The following is a 15346-nucleotide window of genomic DNA, read 5'->3' on the forward strand; positions in this document are numbered from 1 at the left end:
AGCGAGGTGAGTGCTCCCAATGAAGCGTTATTTTCATATTGTTGCGATTCCAATTCGTATTGTGTATAACAATTTTGGCGACCATGATCCAGACGGCCGTATGTATGTATTGAAGGAAAATGAAAAAAAGGTTAAAAAGCTTGTCAAGGAGAACCCTTTTACACCTGTAGAATTAGTACAGCCATTGGCCATAAGGTCGAATGCCGGCGACTTTATAGAAATTTTGTTTGAAAATCAGCTTGAGCATGCTGCCGGTATGCATTTCCAGCAAGTTACTTATGATGTAAGAACGTCAGATGGCACGAATGCCGGGCTGAATCCTGATACCCTGGCAGAGCCGGGATGTACCATAAAGTATCAGCTCCGGGCAGATACAACAGGAATTGCTTACTTTTCTGATTTAGGAAATCCATTAAGCGGTGAAGAAGGCACAAACATCCACGGGTTATTTGGAGCCATATTCATACAGCGGAGAGGATCTACTTGGACCGATCCTGTCACCGGAGGCCCTATTGAAAGCGGGGTATTTGCAGATATTCACCATCCCTTTTCGCCTTCCTTTAGGGAATATGGCTGGTTTTTCAATGACGAGCCGGAGCAGAAGGATTTAACGGGAAATGACCCTGTTGATCCTATGACCGGCCTGCCAGGTGAGTCTGTCCATGCGGTAAATTACCGGGCAGAACCATTAGCAAATCGAGTGAGGCTTTTAGAGGCTGGAGTTGTCGGACCCGGCTGTGATGGAGAAGAAGTGCATCATGATTCCTGGGTTTTCGGTGATCCGGCGACGCCCATTCTTAGAGGATATGTTGGAGATCCTGCCATGGTCAGGCTTGTTCACGGCGGTGTAAAGGAGACTCACGTTTTTCACTACCATGTCCATCAGTGGCTGCAAGAGCACACAGATGTCGACTCCGAGATTGTGGACGCACAGGCAATAAGTCCGCAGAACTTCTATAATATATCTCCTCTTTATGGACTCGGAAGCCTGCAGGGTGCAATAGGGGATGTAATTATCCATTGTCATCTGTATCCGCATTTCATGGATGGAATGTGGGGGATCAACCGAATTTTTGACACCCTTCAGGATGGTTCTCAATGCTATCCCAACGGTGTTCCGATTAAGCCGCTGCAGCCTCTGCCAGACAGGCCGGCACCGCCTAAGCCTACAAAAGAGAAGCCTGGATTTCCAAACTTTATTCCAGGGAAATTCGGCTGCAAAGCACCAAGGCCGCCTCTTTCTATTGTTGGAGGGCGGGGACTCACTGAGCTTGAGAAAAATGCAGCCGTACCAAATGCGCGCCCCGGTGCGGTGTTCGCTGAATCCTGCCTGGGAAATCCCATTGTTAAAGAATTTAATATTTCCATTATGGAAATGCCTGTTCAATACAATAAGCAGGGCTGGCATGATCCAAAAGGAAGATTCTTCATCAAAGACGAGGATATTGAGGATGTATTATCAGGCAAAAAGGAGCCGGAGCCATTAGTTATCCATACAAATGCCGGCCGCTGCAATAGAATCAATTTAACGAACCGTCTGCCGCAGGTATTGGACGGAGATGCCTTTCAACTGGCAACCAGAACTTATGAGGTGGGTCCTCATGTACATTTCGTTAAATTTGACCCGCTGGTAGCTGACGGAGCAAATGTTGGGTGGAATTATGACAGCAGTGTTCTCCCGGGTGAAACGATGCGGGTGGAATGGTTTTCGGATGTTGAATTAAAGGCAACTTTTTTCCATGACCATTTATTTGCTAATTCCCATCAGCAGCATGGAGTGTTTGCCGGCATTGTTATTCATTCGAGATTTTCACAATTCTTCGATCCGAAAACAGGGGAGGACACTGACAGAGGCACCCAGATCACAGTCGATCATCCCATTATCCCAAGTTATAGGGATTATACTTTGTTCATTCATGATTTTGCACTTCTGTTTGACAAGGATGGATGCCCTATTGCTCGTCCGGAATTTCCTGGCTCGCTTGATGATCCCGGTGTCTTTGGAGTGAATTATAGATGTGAACCGCTGCAATTCAGGCTTGGGAAAGATTGTGATCCTGCTTATTCCTTCAGTTCCTTTGTCCATGGTGATCCAGGAACTCCTCTTCTGAGAGCCTATGAAGGGGACCCGATTCGAATCAGGCTCTTGGATGGGGCTCATGAAGAATCACATAGCTTCAATCTGCACGGGCTGAAATGGAAGCAGGAAAGAAAAGACCTTGATTCACGCTATGTATCCCAGCAGCATATCGGTATCTCGGAGTCATTTACAGTGGAAACATTTGTCCCCCGAAGCGGAGACTACTTGTATGCCTATGAAGATGTAGAGGACGTATTTAACGGCTGCTGGGGGATTTTAAGGGCATATGATCAATTGGTTGATGATTTAATACCGTTAAATGACAGGCCTCTGCCTCCGAAGAGAACGAGACCGCTGCCGAAAAAAGGAGATCCTATTAAGAAGCGGGTCGTAAAACTAGGTCCTGAGACCCGCGCCATGCGTCTCAAAAAGTACCATATTGTGGCCATTCAAACTCCTATTGTTTATAACCAATTTGGCGACCATGACCCACACGGCATTATCTTTGCACTTGCAAAAGATAAAGATGATATTTTAAGTGGGAAAATAAATCCAGAACCGCTTGTGATACGAGGGAATTATGGAGACTTAATCCAGATAAAACTTACGAATCTGCTCGATCCGGAACTGTTTCATAACCATAACATACATGGCTATCCCGCTGTAAAAGTAGACGCTTTTTACCCTTCTTCGCCAAGGATATCCATGCATCCGCAGCTTGTGGATTATGATGTGAAACATTCCAGCGGCGACACAGTCGGCTTCAATCCTGATCAAACCGTCGAGCCCGGCAAATCAATTACTTACTTTTGGGAGGTGCCAACCGGTATAGGAGCCTGTAATTTTTGGGATATGGCAGACCTCCGCAATCACAGGCACCATGGTTCTTTTGGAGCGTTTATTGCAGAGCCGCGTAAATCTAAGTATTTTGACCCTTATTCAGGAAGTAAGTTAAAAGCTGGTGCAAATGCAGTCATTATTAATCCACTACTTCCGGACTTCAGGGAATTTGTAATTATGCTTCATGATGGTATCCGTCTTTTTAATAAGCAAGATCAGCTGATTATTGATCCTACGGAGGGAATCATTAACGGTCTTGATGAGGTCTTCGATACGTATGACCAGGGATCAAGAGGGTTTAACTATCGAACTGAACGGCTGATAAACCGTTTTGAGAAACGGCCAGTTCTTAAAAACTGGGCAGATTCAGAAAAGTTTGGCGATCCTGCCACACCAGTATTTGAAGCATATCCAGGCGAACCTGTTACCGTCAGGCTGCTGACCCCTGCTGAGCGGAGAAGAACAAATACATTTCATATTCATGGCCACATTTGGAGAGCCGACTGGCAGGATATGAATGCAGAATTCCGGGCAGCAAAGGGACAGAATATTGCGGGTGAAGCATTTGATGCGCCATTGGCAGGAGGAGCGGGAGGCATCGGCCAGTTCCCAGGGGATTACTTATACAGAACAGGAAATATCCGCTGGAACATAGAACTAGGCTTATGGGGGCTTATCAGGGTACATGATCGATTAATGGAACATTTAATACCTTTAGATGAATAAAACACTTGAATAAGGATGGCTCCGGCCATCCTTATTTATTAGAAAGATCCAGCTTTCTAGGTAAAAGGAGGTAAGTAATGTACACAATACCTTTTATAGTAGATTTACTGCTTATAAGCTTATTTTATTTATTTTTGCGCAGGCGGAAAAAAGTAATGGGCTTGTCAGCAGGAATGAATACGGCCATGTTTATCACTCTCTTCTTTTCTCTTTTTCTCTCTTTTTTCCTTATGGAGCAATTTCCATTTAATTATGTGCAGAATGTTTTATTATCAGTTTTTGCGGGCCTGATGATCGGCTGGTTATTTGGGAGGCTTAAGGACGAACAGACCCTTTTGATTGGTCTGGCAAATGGGGCAGCAATGGGGCTGATGACCCCGATGTTTGCAGGAGTGGTTTTATTCGATCGGTGGATATTTTATATTCTTCAGCTGCTGTTTGTATGTACTCTGTTAAGTTTGACCCTAAAAAAGAAGAGGATGTGGGGCCGTTGAGATTAAATGAATATACAAAGCAATTATGGGCCCAAAGAGAAGAAGAAGTTATCAAATCAAACGTGGAATTGGAACTGGATTGGAAGGCTGGGGGAGGATTATCTTCCACATTTGAGGGCTCTTATGAAGAAATAAAAGCCGTACAAAACTTTATGGATTCCCAGAACCTTATTAATATTGGAAAAGCACTGCCGCTAAAAAGTAAGATCCTTTATTTAAGAAATTTTTTGCAGGAAAGAAGGAACCAGCAGGTTGAGATTTTTTACCGTAAGAGAGGAGAGGCTGAATGGGTTACGGGACGGGTTGTCGCAGTGGGCCGGGATTTCACTGTTCTCATTTCAAAGGGGGACAGATATTGGCTTCCATATCCGTCGATTGATGTAGCACGCACACCCTCAGGTTATCCGGTTTCTGATTACTCTCATACTAATATGATTTATGATAACGATATTAAGAATTCTTTGCTGTTGAATTTTGGGGAAACGGTCTCCGCAAAGGAGGCACTCAAACAATTATTCTATGAAGAAACATTAGCTACGAATTTACAAAACTGGGAGGGAGTTAGAGTAACAGCCTGGGTTGAAAATAACGAAATTACCGGAAAAATCCAGCATGTCTCTGACTCTGCAAACCTTGTATTGAAAAAAGGCAGAGAAATAGTGAAACTTCCAATCGTATCTATAAGTCTGATAAAAACTTCTTCTCTGCTTTCCTCGTTTGTCCGCTTTATTTCAGGAAAATAGTTTAGGGATACCTATTAAAGGTATCCCTAAATTTTGTAAGTATACCTACATAAAAAGGCAATTAGAGCAACAGCCAGGATACCAAGCAGTGTCATTGAAAGGCTATTGGCGAAGGTACCGCCAGCTGCTGCAAAACCACAAAGCTCAGATGATACAATGGGAGTAGAAATCATTGGGCCCATTATCCCGAAATAACAGCTCAGAATTGCACCGGTAGAAAAAGTAACCAGATTATATAGGGAACCAATTAAGCCCCCGAGTATTAAACCGAGTAACGCCGAAATGAGGATTGTTTGGAAGATAGGGATGCCAAGGAAGAAAATAATCATGCCATTCACTAAGCTAGCAAGTACAGGCAGGGTGACGATCAATGTAAAAATGAACCGGGCATCCAATAAATGTCTCCTGCTAGTGTAATGTCTATAAACAAACCAAGTCAGTACAAAATTAAGAACGATAAATATAGATAGCCAATACATCCCATTATACCTCCCTTTTTAACGAAACGGAAAATAACACGGATAAAAGAAAACCGCTGAAAATGATTTCTAATACGACAAAAAGGACGAATGCCTGACTTTCATGAACAAGGCCGCCTATCATTGGGCCCATAAATCCTCCCATAACTCCCGAAACAGTCCCTGAGTATAAACTTTGAAAGTCCAAGGTGGTGCCTAAAGAAATACCTGTACATATTCCAACCGCTGTTGCAGCTATTACCGCTTGTGTGTAATCAGGAAAAAGATGAGAGAGCAGAATGCCGGTCAGCAAAGTATTCGAAAGGGCTGCAGTAATCGTTAACGCCATTGAAAAGTGGTATTGAATTTGTTTCTTTTGTTTATAAATCCTCACATGAATGGCCAGAAAGAGCAGAAGATGAATCCCCCAAAAAACAAATATCAACTGGACCGCCCCCAGACTTATCTTACGGTATACATATGTAATTCATCACAAAAAGAGACTGAATTAGAACACCCTTTTTCCTTCTTTTCAATAAAATAAAGAAGGAGGTGTACTAGTTGAAAAAACACAAACAAAGATTTTCCTGCTCACCAGACAAAAAGGATCAAATATTTATACCGGATTGTAATGTAAAGCGGATTCCTTCCCCAAAACTGCCTTCCCCGACCACGTGCCTGAATGAACCAGAGCTAGAGGAATTAGAGCGCAGCATTGATAAAGCAAATGAGATCCTGCTTTCTCTTGGAGCTCCGGAAGAAGAGGATAGGAACCAGGCATTTTTTAGATCGCTGCGGAAATTTAAGGCCGCCAAAGTAAAAGCAGATATAAACTGTCCGGAGCCTATAACAGTCGAGGGCTGCCTGGAGGGGGCAGGCCGTGACTTTTTAATGCTTAACTGCGGTTCTATGGGAGGGTTCAGGATCATCCCGTATGAACAGATTAATAAAATCAAAATTAGAAAAAAGCGCCATGAAGTAAATGAAGAAGAGGTTCTTGATATTGATCCGCGCCTTAGGAGAAAACTCGTGTTAAACTTTGGAGCGACAGTTTCCAGATCTCCTTTTTTAATTAATGAGTTCTTTGGCATTACACTGCCAATCATACTGCTCTTATTTACCAAGAAACATATTACGGCTGTATTGCCAGACGAACGTATAGAAGGCATCCTTGAGCGGGTTGATAATGAAACAGTCTGTATTGTTAATGGTGAACAACGCATGATTATTCCTATATTAAATGTATGCGGGTTCATCATTGAATAACGGTAGTACAAAGTGGATGGCCTTTGCCATCCTAATTTACTATGGAGATAAAATTCTTCTGCTGTGTTTAAAATGAAGTGATATTTCATCATTTCCTTGAGTGTATATAAAATAAAACTCCTACAGAAGTCCGAATGGTATTGTCAGAATACATTTTATATTTTATAATTTTAAGAAAATTAGCATAAAAGTTCAGGGGGAAGCAACATGAAATTGTACATGTCTGTCGATATGGAAGGCATCACCGGACTGGTTGATCATACACATGTAGATTCGTTTAAGCATAATTATGAACGCAGCCGCCTTATAATGACCAATGAAGCAAACTATATTATTACTGCCGCTTTTGAATCCGGGTGTTCTGAAGTCATTGTCAATGACAGCCATTCCAAGATGAACAATCTGCTTATAGAGAGACTGCACCCCGAAACCCAGTTAATTACAGGAGATGTCAAGCCATTTTCCATGGTGCAGGGGCTGGATGCCAGTTTTGCTGGGGCGATCTTTGCCGGCTATCACGCACGGGCTTCGCAGAGAGGGGTTATGTCTCATTCCATGATTTTTGGGGCGCGCAATTTTTACATAAACGATATGGCAGTAGGAGAGTTAGGGTTCAATGCTTATGTGGCTGGCTATTATGACGTGCCGCTTATCATGGTTGCCGGGGACGACGGCGCGGCCAGGGAAGCCGAAGAGCTGATCCCGAATATTACAACCGCAGTAGTGAAGGAGACGATCTCACGGTCGGCAGCAAAATCCTTGACTCCCGCAAAAGCCGGACAGCTGTTAACAGAGAAAACCGCAATTGCGATAAAGAACAAGGACCGCGTTAAGCCGCTGACACCTCCGGATAGACCGCTGCTTGCCATTGAATTCGCTAATTATGGACAGGCGGAATGGGCTAATCTAATGCCGGGAACCGAGATTATACCTGGGACAACGACAGTCCGCTTTCAGGCAAAGGATATTCTAGAAGCCTATCAAGCTATGCTTGTCATGACGGAGCTTGCAATGAGAACAACATTTTGTTAGGAAGTGAACGACAGTGAATTCGTACTTTGTAAAACGGCTTATCGCCATGTTTGTGACATTGTGGCTCATCATCACACTAACTTTTTTCCTAATGCATGCGATTCCGGGAAATCCTTTTGCTTCGGACAAAAATACAAATGAAGCAGTACTGAAGAATCTAAACTCTTTCTACCACCTTGACGAGCCGCTGTATGTACAGTACGGCGCCTATTTAAAGTCACTCCTGACTTTTGACCTGGGACCATCTATTAAACAATCAGCCTTTACTGTAAATGATTTGATTGGGAGAGGAATGCCGGTTTCCTTCGAGTTAGGTTTATGGACCCTTCTTGTAGCTGTAATTTCCGGAATTCTTCTAGGAGTGGTTGCTGCTCTTAGACATAATGGGATCATCGATTACCTGGCCATGACCTTTGCGGTGCTGGGTATCTCAGTCCCGAGTTTTGTAATGGCTACTCTGTTAATTCAGCAGTTTGCCGTTAACTGGCCAATTCTTCCGGTCGCCACATGGGCAAGCCCAAAACATATGATCCTGCCCATTCTGGCACTTGCCACAGGACCTATGGCGATTATCGCCCGCCTGACACGTTCGAGCATGATTGAGGTGCTGGCCCAGGATTACATTCGTACCGCGAAAGCCAAAGGCCTGTCTCCTGTTAAGATTGTTTTCAAGCATGCTCTTAGGAACGCATTGATGCCGGTCGTTACCCTGCTGGGTGCATTAGCTGCCAGTATCCTGACAGGAACCTTTGTCATTGAAAAAATATTTGCGATCCCTGGCATGGGCAAGTATTTCGTTGAGAGCATTAATCAGCGGGATTATCCGGTCATAATGGGGACTACCGTGTTTTACAGTGTTGTTTTGATCATTATGCTTTATTTAGTAGATCTGGCTTACGGGATTATCGATCCTCGCATTAAGCTCAATAAGAAGGAGGGATGATAGTGGCATTAAGGAAACAGCAGGAAACACATCAAGCACCTGTTATTCCCGATGAATGGTTCGCCCCGAAGGCGAAAAATAAAGGCGAAGAGGAAGCCGTAGTCAGGCCGAGTCTTTCATACTGGAAGGATGCCTGGAGAAGGCTGAAAAAAAACAAGCTTGCAATGGCTGGTTTAATATTTTTAGTATTGCTTACTATCATGGCGGTCATAGGGCCTATGCTTTCTCCACACTCAGTGGGAGACCAGAATTTAAGAAATCAAAATCTGCCGCCTTCAGGCGAGTACTGGTTTGGAACCGATAAACTGGGAAGAGATATGTTTGTTAGAGTATGGTATGGAGCGCGCATTTCATTGTTTGTGGGTGTAGTCGCTGCCCTGGCTGATTTTATCATTGGCATTATATACGGCGGTGTCGCAGGATATAAGGGCGGCAGGACAGATAATATCATGATGAGGATTGTAGAAATTCTCTACGGTCTTCCTTATTTGCTTGTGGTCATTCTTCTAATGGTTGTGATGGGGCCGGGCCTCTTGACGATCATAGTTGCCCTTTCCGCCACCGGCTGGATTGGCATGGCCAGGATTGTCAGAGGACAGGTCCTGCAAATTAAGAATTTTGAATATGTACTGGCTTCTAAGACGTTTGGAACGAAAACATCGAGAATTATACGGAAAAATCTTCTGCCGAACACAATGGGCCCAATTATCGTCCAAATTACACTCACAGTACCTTCAGCTATATTCGCAGAAGCTTTCCTTAGCTTCCTTGGATTAGGCATACAGTCTCCATACACCAGCTGGGGCATGATGGCGAGTGACGGCTTGTCCTCCATCCTGACTGGACACTGGTGGCGCCTGGTATTTCCTGCATTCTTTATATCCGCAACCATGTTCGCGTTTAATGTCGTCGGTGACGGTCTGCAGGATGCACTCGATCCAAGGTTAAGGAGGTAAGCGGCATGGAAAAGGTGCTTCAAGTAAATGATCTTCATGTATCATTTGGTACATACGGAGGAGAAGTAAAGGCAGTCAGGGGAGTTACCTTTGATCTGTATAAAGGGGAGACCCTCGCCATCGTGGGTGAATCGGGATGTGGTAAAAGTGTCACCTCTCAAAGCATAATGAGACTGATCCCTGATCCTCCAGGGAGAATTGCCAATGGTTCCATAGTATTTAAAGGGAAAGACCTTACGAAGGTTTCGGAACCTGATATGCGCAAAATCCGCGGAGCGGATATTTCGATGATTTTTCAGGATCCGATGACCGCGCTGAATCCAACGATGACTGTTGGAGAGCAGATTATAGAAGGCATCAGACAGCACAAAAACGTGACAGGCTCAGAGGCAAAAAAAGCGGCTGTTGATATGCTCAATCTCGTGGGAATACCAAGTCCCGAAGCAAGATTGAAACAATATCCCCACCAATTCAGCGGGGGGAATGAGGCAGCGTATTGTCATTGCCATGGCACTTGTCTGTCAGCCGGAAGTATTGATTGCAGATGAACCGACTACTGCACTCGATGTTACCATTCAGGCCCAGATTCTGGAGTTGTTCAGGGATATACAAAAAAAGACAGGAGTATCAATCATTCTGATTACCCATGATCTTGGTGTAGTTGCTCAGGTAGCGGATCGCATTGCTGTGATGTATGCTGGCAAAATTGTTGAAACTGGCAGCCGCAGGGAGATCTTTTATACTCCTCAGCATCCTTATACAAAGGGGCTGCTCAGGTCCGTCCCAAGACTTGATATTGATGGCGGAGATCTAATTCCGATCCCTGGCTCTCCTCCCGATTTATTCGCACCTCCCGCCGGCTGTCCCTTCGCGGCACGCTGTGAATATGCAATGGATGTCTGCGACCGGGTGTATCCTTCGGAGACCCGCTTAAGCGGACAGCATCAGGTTGACTGCTGGCTGCAGGATGAAAGGGCAAAAAAATTGATGGCAGCAATGAATTAACATTATAGATGCAAACAAAAGAGGGGGAACGCACATGAAGAAGTTATTGACATTATTTATGGCTGCACTATTGATTTTCAGTCTGGCTGCCTGTACGGCAAAGGAAAATGCCGGTACAGAGTCAAACGGATCAGGCAAAGAGGAAAAAGGCGATAAAGAAAAGGTACTGAACTTAAATAACGGTACGGAGCCTACCTCATTCGACCCTGCACAGGGATTTGATGCTGTGTCCTGGAATCCATTGAACAACTTAATGGAAGGTCTGACACGCCTTGATGACACACATGAACCAAAAGCAGCTACTGCCGAGAAGTGGGATGTTTCCGAGGATGGAAAGGTTTATACCTTCCACATCCGCAAGGACGCTAAGTGGTCAAATGGCGATGATGTAAAAGCGCAGGATTTTGTTTATTCATGGCTGCGTTTAATGGATCAAAAAACAGCTTCACCTGCTGCATTCTTAGCTAACTTTATCGAAGGTGCAGAAAGCTATAACTCAGGTAAAGGAAAAGCAGAAGACGTAAAAATCAAAGCCGTTGATGATAAAACATTTGAGGTTACTTTAACCAGCCCTCAAGCATACTTCCTGAGTGTTATTTCGAACCCATGCTTCTTCCCGATCAACGAAAAAGTGGCTAAAGAAAATCCAAAATGGTTTGCTGAAGCAGACTCTTTTGTTGGGAATGGTCCATTTACCCTTGCTTCATGGGAGCATGACAGCAATTTCGTTATGGAAAAGAACAAAAACTACTGGGATAACAAAACGGTTAAGTTAGATAAAGTCCATTGGGATATTATCAGTGATACGAATACCGAATACCAAATGTTCACAACAAACAAACTGGATTCTTCCAGCGTTCCTCCGGATAATGCTGACCAGCTTCATAAAGAAGGAAAAGTAAAATCCTCCGGACAGGCAGGAACTTATTTCTTCCGCTTTAACGTAACAAAAGAACCGTTCACAAATAAAGATATCCGAAGAGCCTTTGCAATGGCTGTAAACCAGCAGGATATCGTAGATTTCGTAACAAAGAACAAAGAAAAACCTGCCTATGGTTTTGTAGCATACGGATTTAAAGATGCTAACGGAAAAGACTTCCGTGAAACAAGCGGCGATCTTTTAAAAACAAATGTTGAAGAGGCTAAAAAGCTGCTTGAAAAAGGAATGAAAGATGAAGGCTACTCTAAACTTCCGGAAGTAACACTGCACTACAGCACAAGCGATCAGCACAAAGCGATTGCAGAAGCATTGCAGGATATGTACAAAAAGAATCTTGGCGTAGATATTAAATTAGCAAACATGGAATCTGCTGTTTTCACTGAAGAACAGACAGCTTTGAAATTCCAGCTTTCCCGCAGCTCTTTCTTGGCTGATTATAGTGATCCTATCAACTTCCTTGAAAACTTTACGACTGGTCTTGCGATGAACCGTACAGGCTGGAGCAATAAAGAATACGATAAGCTGATCAAAGACGCTAAAAACGAAGCGGACGAAAGCAAACGTTTCGAATTAATGTATCAGGCTGAAAAGCTGTTAATGGAGGAAGCTCCTATCTTCCCTCTTTACTTCTACAACAATTCATATTTACAAAGTGATAAAGTGGAAGGCATCGTCCGTCATCCAGTTGGATACATGGAACTGAAATGGGCAGATAAGAAGTAATAAGAGAAAAGGGGTGTTCGCTTTTGAACATCCCTTTTTTATCCATTTGTGAGTTTCGAAAACCTTTAACGAGAAAGTATGCAGGAGAACTCCGCATCGCCTAACAGCGATAGCTTTGGACTCGGATGCGGAATTTTAATGAGATAAGGAGAATCAATTATGACATTTAAACCAGTACGCCTCATGAAGGGCGACTGTGTAGGTATAATCGCACCTGCGAGCCCGCCAAATCAGCAAAACCTTCAGCGTTCCCTTTCTTTTCTTAAAAGTTTAGGTCTTGATGTGAAATTTGGAAGACATGTGCAAAATGAATATGGCTATCTTGCCGGCTCTGATGCTGAGAGATTAGAAGATTTACATAATATGTTTAAAGATGAAGAAGTGAAAGCAATCATTTGTGCCGGCGGCGGTTATGGAACCGCGAGAATTGCGGACTCCATCGATTATAAAATCATAGAGGAGAACCCCAAGATATTCTGGGGATACAGCGATATTACCTTTCTGCACACGGCTATCTTCCAGAAAACGGGTATGGCTACTTTTCATGGACCTATGCTTGCTTCTGATATCGGCAAAGAGGATGCAGATGATATTTCAAAAGCATCATTTGCTCAATTGTTTCAACCCGTAGTATTTACCTACTCTGAAATGCTGTCCCCTCTTGAAACAATGATTGAAGGAGAAGCGGCTGGAACAATTATTGGCGGTAATTTATCTCTTTTAGCAAGCACCCTTGGAACTCCTTTTGAAGTAGATACAAAGGATAAAATCGTACTTATTGAAGATATAAATGAAGAACCGCGGGCCGTCGATCGCATGCTTAATCAGCTGCACATGGCAGGCAAGCTTACGGATGCGGCGGGTTTCTTGATTGGGGATTTTAATAATTGTATACCGCAGCGAGAGAAATCCCTTACTCTTGAAGAAGTCTTGGACCATTACATAAAGCTTGCTGCTAAGCCGGCGTTGAAAGGCTTCTTAATTGGGCATTGCTCGCCTCATTATGCCATCCCCCTTGGTGTGAAAGCTTCCATGCATACAGGGGAGAAGAAAGTAGTTATAGAAAGCGGCGTTCTATAAAGCCTTGCAATGCTAGAAAAATGTGCAAAGGATGACTCAGAAAAAATGAAAATTAAACATATAGAGACCTTCCGTGCTGAAGTTCCGCTTATCAAACCGTTTAAAACCGCTTTGAGAACCGTTGAAGTTGCTCAGGCCATCGTCGTTAAAGTCAGCTGTGATAACGGAGTCGAAGGATATGGAGAAGCACCTCCGACATTGGTTATCACGGGTGACAGCCTTGACAGCATCGAGTCTTCCATTCATTCCGTTTTTAAACCGTACCTTCTCAACAAAAACCTCCTGAACTATGAAGCTGTGTTTCAGGGGCTTCATAGTATTCTTATTGGGAACTCAAGTGCAAAAGCTGCGATTGATATGGCCCTGTACGATTGTTTGTCCAAGCGTGCAGGAATTCCTTTATATCAGTATTTGGGAGGATTTAAATCCGAAATCGAAACAGATTTTACCGTAAGCGTAAACAGTCCCGAAGAAATGGGCGAGGATGCCGGCAGATATGCAGAGCAGGGTTTCGATGTCCTTAAAGTCAAGGTAGGGAAAGATGCTTCAAAAGATATGGACCGCATTAAGGAAATTAGAAGGAAAGTCGGCCCAGGGATAAAAATCAGGCTGGATGCCAATCAGGGATGGTCCCCGAAGCAAGCTGTGTCCATTATCCGGAAAATGGAGGATGCAGGTCTTGACATTGAGCTTGTGGAACAGCCCGTAGCAGCAGCTGATATTCAAGGGTTAAAGTTTGTAACAGATGCTGTGGACACATTGATTATGGCGGATGAGAGTATATTTACACCAAAGCAGGCTTTTGAAGTATTGAGAACGAGAAGCGCCGACTTAATCAATATCAAGCTTATGAAAGCAGGCGGAATCTATCAGGCTGAAAAAATTAATGCAATGGCTGAAATCTGCGGCGTTGAATGCATGGTCGGAAGCATGATTGAAACAAGGCTAGGAATTACAGCGGCAGCCCACTTTGCAGCGAGTAAGAAGAATATTACGCGGTTTGATCTCGATGCTCCTCTTATGCTTGCAAAGGATATTGTTAAAGGCGGCATACACTATTCAGGCAGAAAAATCTCGTTTCCGGATGCACCCGGCCTTGGAATTTTCAATGTTGCAGGCGTATAAGAAGGAGGAATTATCAATGAATAAATGGGTTGTCAATGTTCCTGTAGCAACAGTGTGGACTAGTTACGATTCTGCAAGAGATCTGGATATAAAGGCAGTGAAAAACCCGGTGGACATTCAAGATTGGCTGAAAGGCCTTACATATGAAACAAGTCTTGAGCTCTGCAATAAAAATTTAGTGCAGACGCAAGTCCTGCTGGGGGAAGAGGTACTCGTCACTGAGGAAAAAGAAGGCTGGTCACATGTTATTTGTTTAAGCCAGCCTTCTTCCAAGGATGTTCGCGGCTATCCAGGATGGATTCCCACGGAACAGCTTATCCAAAATCAAAATTGGAGCTTAAACGATAGCCCCATTGCTGTTATACATAGTAAAAAAGCTATGCTGACAACCGATACAGGGGGGAATTTAGAAATCTGCTTTCAAACGGTCTTGCCTTTTACATCTGCGGAAAATGGCAGGGTGCGCGTTGATATCCCCGAAGGAACCGGTGTGCTCAGTGAAAAAGATGTAACAATCTTTGATTCCGTTTCTTCCATACCTAAAGGGAATGGAGAAGGAATTGCCGCTGCTGGTGAACGGTTTGTGGGACTGCCTTATTTGTGGGGCGGAGTCAGCAGCTTTGGGTATGATTGTTCGGGCTTCAGCTATACGATGTGCAAGGCAAATGGATATACCATTCCAAGAGACGCGCATGATCAGCTGCAGACTGGGGCAGCAGCAGACCTGAACAGTCTCCGGCGGGGGGATTTATTATATTTTGCCTATGAAGAAGGTAAGGGAAGTATCCACCATGTCGGCATCTATTATGGAAATGGCAAGCTCCTGCATTCCCCGAAAACCGGTAATAATATTGAAATTATCCCGCTCGCAGGAACTATTTATGAGAAGGAAATTTGTGCAGCCAGGCGTTATGGAGCAGAGACGGAGGAATAAA

13 protein-coding genes and 1 pseudogene are annotated in these 15346 nt (G+C 43.9%); 12 read left to right on the forward strand and 2 right to left on the reverse strand.

Annotation, left to right across the window (positions count from 1 at the left end; translation table 11 throughout):
* The first annotated feature begins 19 nt into the window (after positions 1-19).
* From CUU66_RS17845 to CUU66_RS17855, 3 genes are all read left to right on the forward strand, one after another.
* Positions 20-3646, forward strand: a complete 3627-nt coding sequence (locus CUU66_RS17845; protein WP_101644665.1) for a copper oxidase — start codon at positions 20-22, stop codon at positions 3644-3646.
* 77 nt (positions 3647-3723) lie between these two features.
* Complete coding sequence (locus CUU66_RS17850) at positions 3724-4140, forward strand: hypothetical protein (protein WP_101644668.1); 417 nt, start codon at positions 3724-3726, stop codon at positions 4138-4140.
* The gene (locus tag CUU66_RS17855; protein ID WP_101644670.1) at positions 4137-4883 is read left to right on the forward strand and encodes a hypothetical protein; all 747 of its coding nucleotides are present in this window, start codon (positions 4137-4139) and stop codon (positions 4881-4883) included. The genes CUU66_RS17850 and CUU66_RS17855 overlap by 4 nt, the downstream gene beginning before the upstream one ends.
* Before the next feature lie 26 nt (positions 4884-4909).
* Here CUU66_RS17855 and CUU66_RS17860 read toward each other — a convergent pair whose 3' ends face one another.
* Positions 4910-5362 (reverse strand): hypothetical protein, encoded by a 453-nt coding sequence (locus CUU66_RS17860; RefSeq protein WP_142383748.1) that lies wholly within the window; start codon positions 5360-5362, stop codon positions 4910-4912.
* A gap of 4 nt (positions 5363-5366) precedes the next feature.
* A complete protein-coding gene (locus CUU66_RS17865; protein ID WP_101644674.1) occupies positions 5367-5786 on the reverse strand; it encodes a hypothetical protein in 420 nt (139 codons plus the stop codon).
* Positions 5787-5902: 116 nt separating this feature from the next.
* On the opposite strand from CUU66_RS17865, the gene CUU66_RS17870 reads away from it, so the two are divergent.
* The 9 genes and pseudogenes from CUU66_RS17870 (at position 5903) to CUU66_RS17910 (ending at position 15345) form a co-directional block, all read left to right on the forward strand.
* Positions 5903-6607, forward strand: a complete 705-nt coding sequence (locus tag CUU66_RS17870) for a hypothetical protein (RefSeq protein WP_101644676.1) — start codon at positions 5903-5905, stop codon at positions 6605-6607.
* A gap of 207 nt (positions 6608-6814) precedes the next feature.
* The gene (locus CUU66_RS17875; protein WP_101644678.1) at positions 6815-7639 is read left to right on the forward strand and encodes a M55 family metallopeptidase; all 825 of its coding nucleotides are present in this window, start codon (positions 6815-6817) and stop codon (positions 7637-7639) included.
* 13 nt (positions 7640-7652) lie between these two features.
* Complete coding sequence (locus CUU66_RS17880) at positions 7653-8582, forward strand: ABC transporter permease (RefSeq protein ID WP_101644680.1); 930 nt, start codon at positions 7653-7655, stop codon at positions 8580-8582.
* Complete coding sequence (locus CUU66_RS17885) at positions 8579-9538, forward strand: ABC transporter permease (RefSeq protein WP_101644682.1); 960 nt, start codon at positions 8579-8581, stop codon at positions 9536-9538. The genes CUU66_RS17880 and CUU66_RS17885 overlap by 4 nt, the downstream gene beginning before the upstream one ends.
* Before the next feature lie 5 nt (positions 9539-9543).
* Positions 9544-10543 (forward strand): annotated as a pseudogene (locus tag CUU66_RS17890) (ABC transporter ATP-binding protein).
* Positions 10544-10577: 34 nt separating this feature from the next.
* Complete coding sequence (locus CUU66_RS17895) at positions 10578-12206, forward strand: peptide ABC transporter substrate-binding protein (RefSeq protein WP_101644684.1); 1629 nt, start codon at positions 10578-10580, stop codon at positions 12204-12206.
* 159 nt (positions 12207-12365) lie between these two features.
* Positions 12366-13286, forward strand: coding sequence for a S66 peptidase family protein (locus CUU66_RS17900; RefSeq protein ID WP_101644686.1), 921 nt, complete (start codon positions 12366-12368; stop codon positions 13284-13286).
* A 45-nt stretch (positions 13287-13331) separates the two neighbouring features.
* On the forward strand, positions 13332-14411 hold the full coding sequence (locus tag CUU66_RS17905; RefSeq protein WP_101644688.1) for a mandelate racemase/muconate lactonizing enzyme family protein: 1080 nt from the start codon (positions 13332-13334) through the stop codon (positions 14409-14411).
* A gap of 16 nt (positions 14412-14427) precedes the next feature.
* Positions 14428-15345 carry a C40 family peptidase gene (locus CUU66_RS17910; RefSeq protein WP_101644690.1) on the forward strand — a complete coding sequence of 306 codons (918 nt, stop codon included), beginning with the start codon at positions 14428-14430 and terminating at the stop codon, positions 15343-15345.
* Position 15346 lies beyond the last annotated feature (1 nt).

Source organism: Peribacillus deserti, from assembly GCF_002863585.1.
Classification (GTDB): Bacteria; Bacillota; Bacilli; order Bacillales; family DSM-1321; genus Paraperibacillus; species Paraperibacillus deserti_A.

Excerpts from the sequence above, each read along its gene's own strand:
- CUU66_RS17910 (WP_101644690.1), top strand. The coding sequence starts at position 14,428 with ATGAATAAATGGGTTGTCAATGTTCCTGTAGCAACAGTGTGGACTAGT.
- CUU66_RS17875 (WP_101644678.1), top strand. The coding sequence starts at position 6,815 with ATGAAATTGTACATGTCTGTCGATATGGAAGGCATCACCGGACTGGTT.
- CUU66_RS17845 (WP_101644665.1), top strand. The coding sequence starts at position 20 with ATGAAGCGTTATTTTCATATTGTTGCGATTCCAATTCGTATTGTGTAT.
- CUU66_RS17895 (WP_101644684.1), top strand. The coding sequence starts at position 10,578 with ATGAAGAAGTTATTGACATTATTTATGGCTGCACTATTGATTTTCAGT.
- CUU66_RS17900 (WP_101644686.1), top strand. The coding sequence starts at position 12,366 with ATGACATTTAAACCAGTACGCCTCATGAAGGGCGACTGTGTAGGTATA.
- CUU66_RS17850 (WP_101644668.1), top strand. The coding sequence starts at position 3,724 with ATGTACACAATACCTTTTATAGTAGATTTACTGCTTATAAGCTTATTT.
- CUU66_RS17885 (WP_101644682.1), top strand. The coding sequence starts at position 8,579 with ATGATAGTGGCATTAAGGAAACAGCAGGAAACACATCAAGCACCTGTT.
- CUU66_RS17860 (WP_142383748.1), bottom strand. The coding sequence starts at position 5,362 with ATGTATTGGCTATCTATATTTATCGTTCTTAATTTTGTACTGACTTGG.
- CUU66_RS17905 (WP_101644688.1), top strand. The coding sequence starts at position 13,332 with ATGAAAATTAAACATATAGAGACCTTCCGTGCTGAAGTTCCGCTTATC.